The sequence below is a fragment of the Paenibacillus ferrarius genome (genome assembly GCF_002027705.1).
Classification (GTDB): Bacteria; Bacillota; Bacilli; order Paenibacillales; family NBRC-103111; genus Paenibacillus_E; species Paenibacillus_E ferrarius.
In genome coordinates this window covers 188663-202216 of sequence record NZ_MBTG01000072.1, presented here as the reverse complement: position 1 = coordinate 202216, position 13554 = coordinate 188663, and the positions used below count along the sequence as shown (strand labels likewise).

Annotated in this window: 12 protein-coding genes; 6 read left to right on the top strand and 6 right to left on the bottom strand. The window is 49.5% G+C overall.

From position 1 onward, the window contains the following. Nucleotides 1–27: 27 nt before the first annotated feature. From BC351_RS39955 to BC351_RS39940, 4 genes are read right to left on the bottom strand one after another with little or no spacing between them, the layout of a single operon-like run. Nucleotides 28–786 (bottom strand): PHP-associated domain-containing protein, encoded by a 759-nt coding sequence (locus BC351_RS39955; RefSeq protein ID WP_079421243.1) that lies wholly within the window; start codon nt 784–786, stop codon nt 28–30. Beyond that, a complete protein-coding gene (locus BC351_RS39950; protein WP_079421242.1) occupies nt 783–1898 on the bottom strand; it encodes an ABC transporter ATP-binding protein in 1116 nt (371 codons plus the stop codon). The genes BC351_RS39955 and BC351_RS39950 overlap by 4 nt, the downstream gene beginning before the upstream one ends. A gap of 1 nt (nt 1899) precedes the next feature. Beyond that, the gene (locus tag BC351_RS39945; RefSeq protein ID WP_079421241.1) at nt 1900–3735 is read right to left on the bottom strand and encodes an ABC transporter permease; all 1836 of its coding nucleotides are present in this window, start codon (nt 3733–3735) and stop codon (nt 1900–1902) included. Nucleotides 3736–3769: 34 nt separating this feature from the next. After that, complete coding sequence (locus BC351_RS39940; protein WP_079421240.1) at nt 3770–4972, bottom strand: ABC transporter substrate-binding protein; 1203 nt, start codon at nt 4970–4972, stop codon at nt 3770–3772. A gap of 227 nt (nt 4973–5199) precedes the next feature. Here BC351_RS39940 and BC351_RS39935 point away from each other — a divergent pair, with 227 nt between their 5' ends. From BC351_RS39935 to BC351_RS39910, 6 genes are all read left to right on the top strand, one after another. Further along, the gene (locus BC351_RS39935; protein ID WP_079421239.1) at nt 5200–6036 is read left to right on the top strand and encodes a MurR/RpiR family transcriptional regulator; all 837 of its coding nucleotides are present in this window, start codon (nt 5200–5202) and stop codon (nt 6034–6036) included. 105 nt (nt 6037–6141) lie between these two features. Beyond that, the gene (locus BC351_RS39930) at nt 6142–7002 is read left to right on the top strand and encodes a phosphatase domain-containing protein (RefSeq protein WP_079421238.1); all 861 of its coding nucleotides are present in this window, start codon (nt 6142–6144) and stop codon (nt 7000–7002) included. A gap of 21 nt (nt 7003–7023) precedes the next feature. Further along, complete coding sequence (locus tag BC351_RS39925; protein WP_158082391.1) at nt 7024–7824, top strand: HAD family hydrolase; 801 nt, start codon at nt 7024–7026, stop codon at nt 7822–7824. A 252-nt stretch (nt 7825–8076) separates the two neighbouring features. Beyond that, a complete protein-coding gene (locus BC351_RS39920) occupies nt 8077–9120 on the top strand; it encodes a FecCD family ABC transporter permease (RefSeq protein WP_079421236.1) in 1044 nt (347 codons plus the stop codon). Next, entirely contained in the window at nt 9120–10151 is a 1032-nt protein-coding gene (locus tag BC351_RS39915) for a FecCD family ABC transporter permease (protein WP_079421235.1), read from the top strand. Before BC351_RS39920 ends, BC351_RS39915 begins: the two co-directional genes overlap by 1 nt. Before the next feature lie 30 nt (nt 10152–10181). After that, nucleotides 10182–11015 (top strand): (2Fe-2S)-binding protein, encoded by an 834-nt coding sequence (locus BC351_RS39910; protein WP_079421234.1) that lies wholly within the window; start codon nt 10182–10184, stop codon nt 11013–11015. A 58-nt stretch (nt 11016–11073) separates the two neighbouring features. Here BC351_RS39910 and BC351_RS39905 read toward each other — a convergent pair whose 3' ends face one another. Both BC351_RS39905 and BC351_RS39900 read right to left on the bottom strand, forming a co-directional pair. Then, entirely contained in the window at nt 11074–12402 is a 1329-nt protein-coding gene (locus BC351_RS39905; protein WP_079421233.1) for an LLM class flavin-dependent oxidoreductase, read from the bottom strand. Continuing rightward, nucleotides 12386–13537, bottom strand: a complete 1152-nt coding sequence (locus BC351_RS39900) for an NtaA/DmoA family FMN-dependent monooxygenase (protein ID WP_144028687.1) — start codon at nt 13535–13537, stop codon at nt 12386–12388. Before BC351_RS39900 ends, BC351_RS39905 begins: the two co-directional genes overlap by 17 nt. Nucleotides 13538–13554: the final 17 nt, after the last annotated feature.

Genomic DNA, 13554 nt, shown 5'->3' with positions numbered 1-13554 from the left:
TAGGCAGACTTTTTCTATGAATCCGTCCTACGGATGTCCTCCTGCAGCTTTCAGCAGCCGCTTGACGGTTTCGGCAGCTTTCACCTTGGTATCCAGACACGGAGATATCTCTAAGCGATACGTTCCTGCTTGCAAACAGCTTTTCAAGTCATCGATGGAGCTGCAGTCTGCCTGCATCACGTTCCATACACTGCCGAATTGCAGAGGATGATGTGTGTCGCTTCCGGCAACGACGGGGAGTCCGAGTGTTTGACCTAGGGCATTAACTTTATTTTGCATGACGTCAATGCCGTATTTGTATAAATCCTTGGCATTCAAATCCAAGGCATCGAGCTGCTGGAGCCAAGTATGCGGAATGCCTGTTAGCGGATTATCCGTACGATAGGGATGCGCCCCGATTTTGAGTATGTTGTAAGAAGAGGCGATGTCGAGCAGGGCTTCCATGCCAATGAATTGACCTTCGGCTTCATGGCCGTCCAGCTGCTGACGAAGTTCACGGATGGTATCACGGCAAGCGATGAACAGGATGTGCCCGCCTTCTTTCACATCGATTTCCATGCCGGGAAAAAGCTTAAAGCCGTCGATATCATAATAATGCTGCTTGTACGCAAAATGCTGATCCAGTGCATCATAGATATCATTGAAACGAAGGGTGTTGAAGTGCTCGGTTAAAGCTGTGGCGCTTAATCCTGCCTGACGTGCTTCTTGAATGCTTTCCAGGAAATAAGAATAAGAAAACATCACGCTTTTGGTTAGTTTTACGTGCGTATGCAAATCAATCTTCATCGTTGCAGAGCTCCTCCTTGCGGGATCAAACTTCCTGACTTTCGGTTGTAGACATTTACTTTTTCACTCGGAAAGGTAACCCATACGGTGCTGTCGGTTTCGAAATCAGCCTCGCCAATGGTCTTAGCCATAAGAGTGACCTCGCCATGCTGAAGCTGAATCAATGTTTCTGAGCCAGCAGGAAATACGGAATAAATTTGGCAGGGAATGCCGCCTGGAATCGGCACTTCAGACAGATGAAGGTCCTCTGGCTTCAGCGCCAGGACAACCTCATCGCCAGAGGGCTCATCTTGAAGCGGTAGGTCCAGTAATCCAAGCTCGGACTGGATCTGCCACAGTTCCCCGGCCTTGGCAATTGAGGCAGGGACGAAATTAATGCTCGGATTGCCAATGAAATCGGCGACTTCGAGTGTAGCGGGATTGCGATATAAGCCTCGCGGAGTATCGACCTGCACCAGCTGCCCTTTGAAGAATACGGCAATTTTCGTGGAAAGCGTCAGCGCTTCGACCTGATCATGGGTGACGTAGATAATCGTTGTTTTCAAATCCCGATGCAATCGTTTTAGCTCGGTTCTCATTTCGATCCGCAGCTTCGCATCGAGATTGGAAAGCGGCTCATCCAGCAGCAAAATTGTGGGTTCGGTCACGATGGCACGCGCAATCGCTACCCGCTGCTGTTGACCGCCTGACAATTCAGAGGGATAACGGTCTCTCAACTCCCGAATCCGCATCTTCTCCAGCGATTCCTCCACCTTGCGCTTGATATCGGGCTTGCCCAGCTTTTTGATGCTGAGTCCGAACGCGATATTTTCATAAACGGTCATGTGCGGCCACAAGGCATAACTCTGAAACACTAGGCTAAGTCCTCTGTCTCCGGGAGCCGTATGCTGATGGAGGGCGGCGTTATCGACGACATTGCCGCTGATGGTAACTATTCCGACATTGGGCTGCTCAAGCCCGGCGATAATCCGGAGCGTCGTTGTTTTACCGCAGCCGGACGGGCCAAGAAACGTCATGAAGTCGCCTTCCTGTATCGTTAGGTTCACATTGTTCAATACATGATTTCCGTCAAAAGTTTTGCCTACTTGCTGCAGTTGAATCATCGTCCCCATGTTATCCTCCAATACCTTTGGTCAGGTCCGCTTTTCCAATCTTCGTTGCCACGGCATATACCACCATAATAATGATGATGATGATCACGATGATCGCATTCGTCAGTTGAAAGAAGCCTTTTTCTGCATACCAAAAAGTGAGCGTAGTCAGCGTCCCGGTCTTAGGTGTAATTAATAAAATAATGGAATCCATTTCTTTCATGGCGCCAATAAAAACAATTAGAAAGCTGCTGATCAGACTATTGCGGCTTAACGGCAGCAGGATGCGGTAGAAACGTTTGAACCAGGAAGCTCCCTGCATGCGTGCCGCTTCTTCCAATTCCCCGCCGATTTGCAGCATGGCGCTGCTGCCGGCTCGTGTCGCGAACGGTAAATCCTTGACGACCGTAATCAGGATAATAAGCGATAAAGTCCCATACAGCGCTGGGAGCAGCAAGGTTGGTTTGGCGAACATCGAAATGTATATCGCGGCAAGTGAAATGCCTGGAATCAAGTAAGGCAGGAAGGATACTTGTTCTACCGTGCGGGCAAGCCGCAGCTTGCGTCCCCGTGACACGACATAGCCGAGAATAAGTCCGGCAACAGCTGCGCAAGCGGAAGAGACAAGCGCGATATGTACCGAATTTTTGAGCGCCAGCAGCAGTTCGTTATTGCGCAGAACACCAACTTCACCGGAGGCGATTTTGAAATTGGATTCACCGATCCACCAGTGCAAGGTTAAATTGCTCAGGCTATAATTGCCATCCTTCAGCATGAACGTTTGCCATACAAGCAGTAGGAGCGGAGCAATGCCGATGAGCAGCATGAACAGCAGGATACCGATGGCCAGAGGCATTCTCCATTTGCCCAGCGGCGTAAGCGTTCTGCGTCCCCCTTTGCCGCCGATGGTCACGAAGCTTTTGCGTTTGCCGATCATTCTTTGATTCAAATAGATGGTCAGCATCGAGATCAGCATGAGAATGAGGCTCAGAATATACGCTTCCGTCACCATTCTGTTCCTCATCGCGCTATAGAGCATAGTAGAAATCGTGTAGTATTTAACGGGTAATCCGAGAAGCGCTGGCACGCCGAAGGAGCCCATTGCTTTGGTGAACGTCAATATAAAGGCGGACAAAATAGCAGGGAGTACCAAAGGAAGCGTAATTTTTCGCAAAATCGTAAGGCGGCCCGCTCCTAGCAGGCTTGCGGTTTCTTCAAGCTGACTGTTCATTGAGCTTAAAGCTACAGCGACAAGGAGATAGAAGAAAACACTGTCATGAATCGTAAGCGTTGTGACAATCGGGACATAACCATAGGACAGCCAATCGGGCGGCTGCACATGGAAGATGGCCTGGAAAATACCTTCACTGCCGCCGATTTTTTGATTTTTGAACACCATCATCCAAGCGATCGACAGGATCCAAGATGGCAGCATATGCGGCACGACCGCTAGGAAAGCGATCGTTTTCTTAAAAGGCACGTCAGTGCGCGTGACAAACCAGGCAAGAGCCGTACCTAACGCCATAGAGGCGAAAGATACGACTACACTGGTGCTAATGGAGTTGAGCATGGGCTTATAGAATAAAGATTTGCTTAAATCGCTCGTTAGAATGCGACTCCAATGATACCAGGTGAAGTAGCCAGGTTTGGCATCCGGCGAGACGCGGACATCATGCTGCTGCCACAAAAAGGTGGTTTTCACGATTTCCCATAAGGGGAGAATGATCGTATAAGTAAGAAAGCAGAGTGCCAGTAAGCCGATGAGATATACCGGGTTCGTGAGTAGGCTTTTTGCCATATTGAGTGTGCGTCTCAGGTATAGGCTCGAAGTGCGGCCCCGGTCTTTGCTTAATTCCATGGATGTAATCTCCTTAGCAGGATCAGCTTGACCCTTATTTCAATTTGATGACAAAATCTCTGACTTTCGTGGCATTGTCGTAGAAGCCCTTATGATCATAAGCCCACATATTTAATTGCTCGTAAGGTATGGCATTTTTCGTTTTGACATCGGACCGAGGAACCCATGCGCCTAATTCGTTGAAAGGCTCCACACCCGCGCCTTGTCCGTCGGTTTCACCCATCATCCAGCGAATGAACAGCTTGCCGGCATTTTCGTGCGGCGCATTTTTGACCATATAGAGATAGCCGGCATCCGGTACAGAGGTTTTGGGCTTAAGGTCATAAATAGGCGCTACCTTGAGACCATCGTCTTCAATTTTGCGCTCGTCGCCGGAAACTGCAATGCCTACTGCCGGGCTTTTTGTGCCTGCTTTGCCGATGGCATCGAGCACGTCGCTGCTGCCTTTGAGAATGACGGGATTGTTGGCATACAGCTGTTTGATAAATTCATATCCGGCATTGGGTGTTCCGGTTAATTCAATATCCTTGCCGAATTTATCTTTATAGGCTTTCTTCATATCCTCACTGTTGACGACCATGGCGGTGAACAAATCCATAAAGGCAGGGGAGATTAACGGATCGACCAGGTACGATTTGCCTTTCCACTCCGGCGTAGTCAAGTCCCACCAATTGGAGACGGGCGCTTTGCTGTAAGCTTCAGTATTGTAGTACAAGGTGCGCATTTCCAAATAGTTGGCATACCCGTCTTTGGTTCGAAACGGCTCATCCACCTTAGGGGCAATATCCTCAGGCAAGTAGGTATACACGCGGCCAGGCTTCACCATTTCTTCGCCAACAGCACCGCTGACTTCTTTGGTAATAATAACATCGGCATTGTTAAGTCCTGCATCTTGCTCACGCATCAGCTTGTCCATCAATTCATTGGACTTAAGCTTGAATACTTCCACGGAAATGCCGGGATATTTGGCTTCAAACGTTTTCTTTGCATCGTTAGCGCGTGCGGAAGGCGAATAGACAACAAGCTTGCCTTCTTTTTTAGCTTTTTCATAGAGCTCTTCCGATGTCTCTGTTTTCATTTTGACTGCCGCTGTGGCTTGTGTGGTGGCCGCTGCTGTGGGCTTCACGCTGCCGTCGGCAGCCTGATCCTTCGGGGCAGCAGTTGTTCCGCAGGCAGAGAGAACGGATAGAGCCATGAAGCTGGCAAGCAGTGCAGTTGGTTTCATGAATGTATGCATAGTTTGGTAAACCCTCCTGGTTCGTTGATAGCTTCATTGTAGTTGACGTTTATTAAATGGGTGTAAAATACATGTGTTAAATATGTAAATTAAATTACAAAAATATAAATATGTAAATTATTTATCCATGCCCTTGATTTACAATGAAATAAAACTTACATTTTCTCTGTTTTGTGGGTGTAATACGGTATAATGTAAGTATTATCGCTATAAGGAGCCCTGCAACCATGACGAAGAAGTTTAATTGGGATTTGGAAACATTGACCAAGAATCAGCAGAAGATCGCTGACTATATAGAAAAAAATGTGAGCCGGCTTCCTTATCTGACTGAGCTCGATATGGCGGAGGAGCTGAAGATCAGCATCGCTTCGGTGTCCCGCTTTTGGAAGGCAGTCGGCTACAAAAATTTGAAGGATTTTAAGCTGTCGCTTATTAGAAGCAACCCTATTTCCCCAGCTAATAAAATGAAGCATACGATCGACGAGGTTGAGACCGAGGATTTGCCCGGCAGCATGCTGGAGCGCGGCATCCAATATTTGCGAGAGACGGGCTCGGAGCTGTCGCGTGTGGATTTTCACAAAGCGGTGGAGGCCGTTTACCAAGCCCGCAGGGTCTATATTTTTGCGCCTGGCCCTTCCGAAGGCCTCGGGAATTTGCTGCAATTCAGGTTGAGCCGATTCGGATTCGCTGTCCATATGATGGCCAAAAGCGGTCATGAGCTCTATGAAGCGTTGATGCACCTGAGCGAACGGGACACTGTACTAATCTTCGGCTTCGTCAATATGCTGCCTGAGACGGATGTTCTGCTCCAGCATGCCAAAGAAGCAGGCTACAAGACGATTCTGATCACAGATTGTCTGGTTTCGGAGATGAATGCGAATGCGGATATTGTCTTGTATGCGCTGCGGGGGCAAGTGTGGGAATTCCATTCCATGGTCGCGCCAACGATGCTTGTCGAGAGTCTGGTCATTGGAGTCGGCATGCGCAGCAAAGAATCGGCTTTAGGCAAATTGGAGAAGCTCAACAAGCTTCGCAAGCGATATGCGGCACATATTCCAAAATAATTCCTTTACATGTCAAAGGGTTGTTTATGTAAATAAAATATAATAGTATGAATAATGTAATTTATTTTTCATTTCTATTGGAATGATAGTGAAAGAGGGTACCCCGTGATAAAGCAGGATCATTTGAAACTCATTGTAGACACAGCTCATAGCGAAGAGCTGCCGGCACGATTTCGCACATCAAGGTCACCTGTCTTAGAGGTAGAGAGCCAGACGAATTTGAACGGTTTGGCACAGCTGCAAGCATCGGCAGGCGGCAGATTTTCCTTGCAAGGCTTGAAATATATGAAGCAGGCTATTGGCAATCAGCCTATAACCATTGTTGATTTACGCCAAGAAAGCCATGGTTTCTTGAATGGCATGGCGATTAGCTGGTTCTCCGAGCATAATGCAGGCAATAAAGGCTTGCTGCCGCAGGAAGCGGCCGAACAGGAGAGGGAGTTGCTGAACGGTCTCAAGCAGCTGGATTCGATTCCGTTCGCTCATGTGGAAGGCAAGTCGGTCGAGATTGGAATCGTACAACGAACCGATGAATGGCTTGTTCAATCCGAAGAAGAGCTGGCACATGCTGAGGAATGCTCCTATATGCGTTTCTATGTTACGGATCATCACAAGCCTTCGAATAGCGAAATTGATCGGTTTGTTGCGTTCGCTTTGGCACAGTCAGAGGCAAATTGGCTGCATTTCCACTGTCGCGGAGGCTCCGGTCGCGCCACTACGTTTATCATTTTGTACGATATGATTCGCAATGCGCGTGCACATGGCATTTCCCTTGAGGATTTCTTCAGAAGGCATGCTCTCATCGGGGGCAAAGATTTCGTGAAATCCCTGCCTAAGCCGGATTCTTACAAATATGAACCAGCGATGGAGCGGATTCAATTCATAGGCACCTTCTACCAATACTGTTTGCAACAAGGTGAATTGGACTACAAGCTTTCTTGGTCCGAATGGCTTGACGGACAATAGATGTAAAGAAGGAGCATGAGCATGCATCGCATTTTGTTGGTTTCGGATATGGATGGGACGCTGCTGGATCGGGAGCAGCGCATCAGTGCAGAGAACGCGGAGGCAATCCGGCGATTTCAAGCACAAGGCGGCTTGTTTACACTAGCTACGGGAAGAACGGAAGCGGCTGTCGCGCCGTATGTGCGCGAGTTAGGTATTCGCGTGCCGCTTATTTTATATAACGGAGCCAAGCTCTATTGTCCGGCTGCGGACAAAGTGCTCGAGGAGAAATATTTGGAGCTTGATCCATCCTTATGGGGGGAAATCGTTGACCTTGCGGGAACCGATGCCGCCGTCCTCGTGTATCACTGTGGCAGCGTGTACTCTGCGAACCGCAACAGCTGGCTAGAAGCTCATGAACGGAAGGATGGCGTCGCCAGTCAGCCGATATCCGAGCTGGCTGGGTGGCCTTGCCCGATCACCAAGGTGCTCATCGTTGCGGCAACGCCGCAAAAGGCGCTTCAGTTCGAGGAGCTTGTGCATAGCAGCGGATTGCCTTGCGAGCTGGTCTATTCCGAAGAGACCTATTTGGAGATTCTTCCGTTCAAGGCATCCAAGGGGGAGGCGCTTCAGGAGCTGATTCGCCATCTTGGCGTAGAAGGTCTTCGCACAATTGGGATTGGCAATCATCTGAACGATATTTCCCTCATCCAGCAAGCGGATCTTGGGTATGCTGTGGATAATGCGCACCCTAAACTGAAAGAGGTAGCGGATGCCCATACGGTGCATTATGAAGAGCATGCGCTTGCCGATATTATTCAGCGGTTATTGGATTCCAATTAAAATAGAAGCAAAACACAGGTCTGTTTAATCTCCCAAGGTCGCGCAAACGGAGATTAGGCAGACTTTTTAATTTTTTGAAATCCAATAATGATAATCATTATCACCTATGCTATAATAGTCAAAGAAATTCGAATAGCTTTGATGTTTTGGTAATAAGCAAGGCGTAGATTTGCTGTAAAAGGACAAAGGAAGCAAGCCTGAATCTAGCTTTCTTACCTTTTTACGCCTACATAGTGGAAGGGGATTATGTGCATGAGTTTACCCAGCGGAGTAGCCGATACTCCACGGCCCAAGCTTCGGACGCGGCCGTTCGTGGCTTCGATTATACTAATTGGCGGTCTTGCTGCTTTATTTCTCGGGCTTGCTGTGTCCGTATCGGTAGGAGCGGCAGATATTAAACTTTCTATGGTTTGGGAAGCCATTTTCAATTTCAATCAAGAGCTTACACAACATCAAATTATTCGCGAGCTGAGGCTCCCTCGTGCATTGGCTGGTGCTCTTGTAGGTATCGGTTTTGCGATATCCGGGGCAATCATGCAGGGGATGACGCGCAATCCGCTCGCAGATCCTGGCTTGCTTGGGATTAATGCCGGCTCAGGCTTTGTATTGGCCATTTGCTTCGCTTTTTTTCCAGGTCTGCCTTTTCAGTATTTGATCTTATTCTCATTTGCAGGCGCAGCAGTTGGTTCAGGACTTGTATACGGCATCAGCTCTCTGGCCAAAGGCGGTCTCTCACCCGTGCGTCTAGCCTTGGCAGGCGCAGCGGTTAGTGCCTTGCTGCTTGCGCTTAGCGAAGGCGTTGCGATTTATTTTCATATTTCGCAGGATTTGGCTTTCTGGTATGCCGGTGGTGTTGCCGGAACGAAGTGGCTGCAAATCAAAATTATTTGGCCGTGGATTCTGGCTGGTATCATTGGGGCTATCTGGCTGTCGCGTTCCATAACCTTGCTTAGTCTTGGGGATGAAATTGCCGCTGGACTGGGTCAACGAACACGCTGGGTCAAAGCTGCTGGAATGCTGCTGTCGCTTATCCTAGCCGGTACGTCGGTATCAGCGGTTGGTGCGGTCGGTTTCGTGGGGCTGGTCATCCCGCATATGGCACGATCGCTCGTAGGCGTGGATTATCGCTGGATCATCCCTTGCTCGGCTGTGTTGGGTGCGCTCCTTATGGTTGTCGCTGACATTGGCGCCCGTATGATAAATCCGCCATTTGAAACTCCCATTGGCGCTTTGATTGCGCTGATCGGCGTTCCGTTTTTTCTCTATTTGGCGCGTAAGGAAAGGAGGGAGATGTAATGTCTTCTCTCATCGATGTAGCCAACCGCAAACGCTCGGTAAGAGCCTATACCATGATCTCCATCTTAGCCGCGGCGATTCTCATTGCTTTTCTCCTCAGTATGAATACAGGGCATATTCGGTTATCGCCAAGCGATGTCATTCATACCTTCTTTGGGCAAGGGACGAGCAAGCAAGAGCTGATTTTATTCGAGTTTCGCTTGCCGCGGATTATTATTTCTGTGCTGGTTGGCGCAGGACTCGCTTTATCTGGGGCTATTCTGCAAGGACTTTCGCGCAATGCGCTGGCCGATCCAGGTATTCTAGGCATTAATGCCGGAGCTGGACTTGCAGTAGTCTTGTTTGTTTCATTTTATCCTACCAATCTGGCTGCTCCTGTGTTTATGATGCCGCTTCTGGCAATGGTTGGGGCAGGGCTTGCTGCCGGTTTGATCTATAGTCTCTCTTACAAAAAAGGCATAGGCATTTCGCCAACCAGACTTATTCTGGTCGGTATTGCCGTAGCGGCAGGAATCAGCGCCGCGATGATTGTCCTAACGATCCGGATGAATCCGCAAAATTATCAATTTGTAGCTGTGTGGCTCGCGGGCAGTATCTGGGGAACGAATTGGAAATTCGTCTTTGCCCTGCTGCCGTGGATTGTCGTGTGTATCCCTTTCGTTCTATACAAAGCTCGAACGTTGAATGTGCTCCATCTGGGCGATCAGATTGCAAGCGCACTTGGGACACGTATCGAAAAAGAACGTCTCAGCCTGCTGGTCGCCGCTGTTGCTCTTGCGGGAGCTTGCGTCGCTGTCGGCGGAGGCATCGGCTTTGTCGGATTGATCGGTCCGCATCTAGCCAAGCAGCTTGTGGGACCGAAGCATCAATATTTGCTGCCGGCCTCTATGCTAACGGGAGGGCTGCTGCTCATTGTTGCAGATACGCTTGCACGCTGGATTCTCCAGCCAACCGAGATTCCTACAGGGATTGTTGTAGCGGTCATCGGAGCTCCATATTTCTTATATTTGCTGGCAAAATCCAAAGCTTGATGCAAGCTAACCCGAAATGGAGGCAGGATTATGAGTTCGTCCCTTGTACACGTAATCGCTGAAAAGTTTAGTGTTGTGACGGAATTTCATCCGGAACCGCTGTTTTCAATAGCAGGAAGTCGTCTCTCAACAGAAGCGGGCATAAAGGAATTGGTCAATGCCTACTCGCCGCTTATGCTCGCATTGGAACCCGCGGCGGCTGGTGTGTATTTTATTAGCCGAATTGCCATGTTGAATGGCGCTATGCAGTATATGGTCTCGCATGCCGAACTAATTGATCTGGCTCCAGAGCGTTGGACCTTGCAAATTTATCGGCATGAGAAGGGGCATGTCGAGTTCCGCTATGTGCTGAGTGAAATTCGGTGGATGGAAGGTCCGCAGCCTGATCAGCGCAGTCTATGGCGTGAAGAAAGGTTAAGCCACTGGTACGAAGCTCATATTCGTCCAATTGTGGAAGCGACTTCCCGTGCGGTGAAGGTGGATTTAACGCATCTCTGGAGATTGTTTCCCATGCGGCTTCGGTATATGTTTGACCAATTGGAGGAAGCGGCTGGCTCTGAAGAGCTGTTAAAGCGTTACGAAGAGGACTGGACGTTCCTTACCAAAGGGCTGAAGGGCGATCCGTTCGGGCGCAGCCGTAATCCCCTGGATGTGAAAATTAACTTTGTGGATTATCCAGGTGCTCCTGGCGAACCAGATAAGCAGCTGCGGATGAAGATGGCATGTTGTATGTATTACCGCACGGAAGGCGGCAATTACTGCTATACGTGTCCGCGCATGAAGCCCGAAGAACGAGCGGGGCGGAAAGAGCAATTGCGCGTAAAACTGGCGGAAGAAGCCGCCGCTAAGATAGCAGTGAACTAAATAAGCGCCGATTCCCTGAGTTCAATAGGGGATCGGCGCTTTTCTCTATCGGTTTTTCTTACCTAGGCTTTTCTAAACCAAGATGATCACGCAGTGTTGTACCTTCATACTCGGTACGGAATAAACCACGCCGCTGGAGCTCAGGAATAACGAGATCAACGAACGCATCCAGTCCGCCTGGGAGGTAGGGAGGCATAATATTAAAGCCGTCACAGGCTTCGTTAACGAACCACTCTTCCATCAGATCAGCAATTTGTTTCGGTGTTCCTGCAATAGTCCGATGCCCTCTAGCGCCTGTGACACGGTGAATTAACTGGCGGACAGTCAGATTTTCTCTGCGCGTCATATCGAGCAAAAGCTGATATCGGCTTTTCCCGCCGTTGATTTCCGCGGCATCTGGCAATGTTGGCAGAGGTGAATCTAGCGGATAAGAGGAGAGATCAACTTTTAACATATTTTGCAGCATGCCATATCCGACTGTGGGGAGAACGAGGTCTTGGAATGCGGCTTCTTTTTCTTGCGCTTCTTCTTCCGTTGAGCCTATGAAGGGGAGGATGCCGGGCAGAATCTTCAGCTCCTCGGAGGATCGACCGTAAGCTGGCAGCTGGCTTTTCAATTGGGTATAGAAGCTTCGCGCCTCCTCCAAGGTCTGCCATGCTGTAAAAACAACTTCGGCGGCTTGAGCGGCAAAAGCTTGGCCGGTCGCGGAAGAACCGGCTTGAACAATCACAGGCTGCCCTTGTGGGGGGCGGTGTATATTCAGCGGACCCCGAACGGAAAAGTGAGTTCCCTGATGATTAATTTCATGTACTTTGTCCAGGTTTACCAAGTAGGCGCCGGCTTCGTCCATGAGAAGGGCATCCTCTTCCCAGCTATCCCACAGCGCTTTGACTACATCGACGAATTCTTTGGCACGTTCATAACGGAGGGAATGTTCGAGATGCTGGTCGCGCCCAAAGTTCTTGGCTGTGTGATCCAAGCTCGTAGTGACGGCGTTCCAACCCGCACGACCTTGGCTTAAGTGATCCAGTGAAGCGAATTTGCGCGCGACATGAAAGGGTTCGTTATAGGTTGTAGAAACGGTGCCTACAAGGCCAATGTGCTTCGTTGCGGAAGCCAAAGCTGACAGAAGTGTCATGGTTTCTGCCCTGACAGGAAGCGTGTAGTTGACAGCTCTTTCCCACTGCTCCGGAAGAACGGGAATATCTTCAACGAATATCAAATCAAATTTGCCGCGTTCCGCTGTTTGGGCGAATTGACGGTAGAAATCCAGCTTTAACAGTCCGTTCGTATCGGACTCGGGGTAGCGCCATGCCGCTACGTGGTGGCCAACGCCAAATACAAATGCTCCTAAGTGCAGCTGTCGCTGTTTACTTGATTTTCCCATCATGGACCTCCTCAGCATGCAGGACTTCGCTGCTTGCGTGAGCCGCTTGGAAACGGCTTTGCGGCCTGCTCAGACCAAGGTGCTCGCGCAGCGTTGTGCCTTCATATTCATATCGAAACAAGCCTCGGATTTGGAGCTCAGGAATCACCTTTTGCACGAAATCCGTCAGGCCGCCAGCCGAGTTCGGGGGAGTGATGACAAACCCGTCGCAGGCTTCTTTGACAAACCATTCTTCGAGTTGATCGGCAATTTGTGAAGGGCTGCCACATACAAGTCTAGAAGCATTTGTTAACTGTAAATGGGCAATTGTTTGCAGCGCTTCTTCTTCGGAAATACCGACAGCTGGATAGATGCAAGCCATCACTTTAATGTGGTCGGCGGACCTCCCGTGTGCGGTGGCCAAGCTTTTTATCTCCTGATAAAAACGCTGCGCATCTTCCAACGTCTGTGATGTCGTGAAGACGACTTCTGCCGTTTCAGCTGCAAAAAGTGTTCCTGTATCCGAATTGGCATCCTGCAGAATCACGGGTCTGCCTTGCGGAGATCGCGGCAAGTTCAAGGGGCCGCGAACAGCGAAAAATTCACCGCGATGATTAAGCTCATGAACCTTAGTGGGATCAGCGAATATCCCGCTTACTTTATTAGCCGAGATGGCGTTGTCCTCCCAGCTGTCCCAGAGTGAATATGCAACATCCAAGAACTCCTGAGCTTGGTTTTGACGCTGCTGAAGGGCAGGCGGTTGATCTTGATTGAAGTGATGCGCCTCAGCTTCGCTGCCGGAGGTGATAACCTTCCAAGCTGCGCGCCCTCCGCTCAAATGGTCCAGGCAAGAGAATTCACGAGCTAAGTTGAAAGGCTCGTAATACGTAGTTGAAACGGCAGCAGCCAAGCCAATTCGCGTCGTAATTCCCGCTAAATAGGAAAGGAAAGTAAGGGGTTCCGGGCTTGGAGCCTGAGAATCGGCTAAATAAATGAAATCCAATTTTCCTTGCTCGGCCGTGCGAGCGAGATGCTCATAAAACTTAAATGGCTCTATATGCTGAGCATTCGTATCGGTGCAACCCGATGGTTTTATGTGAGCGCGCGGATGAACGAGAAACGCGCCCAAATGCATAGACTGCTTGGTTGTACGCATTCTTCAACCCTCCCATA

Excerpts from the sequence above, each read along its gene's own strand:
- BC351_RS39900 (WP_144028687.1), bottom strand. The coding sequence starts at position 13,537 with ATGCGTACAACCAAGCAGTCTATGCATTTGGGCGCGTTTCTCGTTCAT.
- BC351_RS39945 (WP_079421241.1), bottom strand. The coding sequence starts at position 3,735 with ATGGAATTAAGCAAAGACCGGGGCCGCACTTCGAGCCTATACCTGAGA.
- BC351_RS39925 (WP_158082391.1), top strand. The coding sequence starts at position 7,024 with ATGCATCGCATTTTGTTGGTTTCGGATATGGATGGGACGCTGCTGGAT.
- BC351_RS39935 (WP_079421239.1), top strand. The coding sequence starts at position 5,200 with ATGACGAAGAAGTTTAATTGGGATTTGGAAACATTGACCAAGAATCAG.
- BC351_RS39910 (WP_079421234.1), top strand. The coding sequence starts at position 10,182 with ATGAGTTCGTCCCTTGTACACGTAATCGCTGAAAAGTTTAGTGTTGTG.
- BC351_RS39950 (WP_079421242.1), bottom strand. The coding sequence starts at position 1,898 with ATGGGGACGATGATTCAACTGCAGCAAGTAGGCAAAACTTTTGACGGA.
- BC351_RS39920 (WP_079421236.1), top strand. The coding sequence starts at position 8,077 with ATGAGTTTACCCAGCGGAGTAGCCGATACTCCACGGCCCAAGCTTCGG.
- BC351_RS39915 (WP_079421235.1), top strand. The coding sequence starts at position 9,120 with ATGTCTTCTCTCATCGATGTAGCCAACCGCAAACGCTCGGTAAGAGCC.
- BC351_RS39905 (WP_079421233.1), bottom strand. The coding sequence starts at position 12,402 with ATGGGAAAATCAAGTAAACAGCGACAGCTGCACTTAGGAGCATTTGTA.
- BC351_RS39940 (WP_079421240.1), bottom strand. The coding sequence starts at position 4,972 with ATGCATACATTCATGAAACCAACTGCACTGCTTGCCAGCTTCATGGCT.
- BC351_RS39955 (WP_079421243.1), bottom strand. The coding sequence starts at position 786 with ATGAAGATTGATTTGCATACGCACGTAAAACTAACCAAAAGCGTGATG.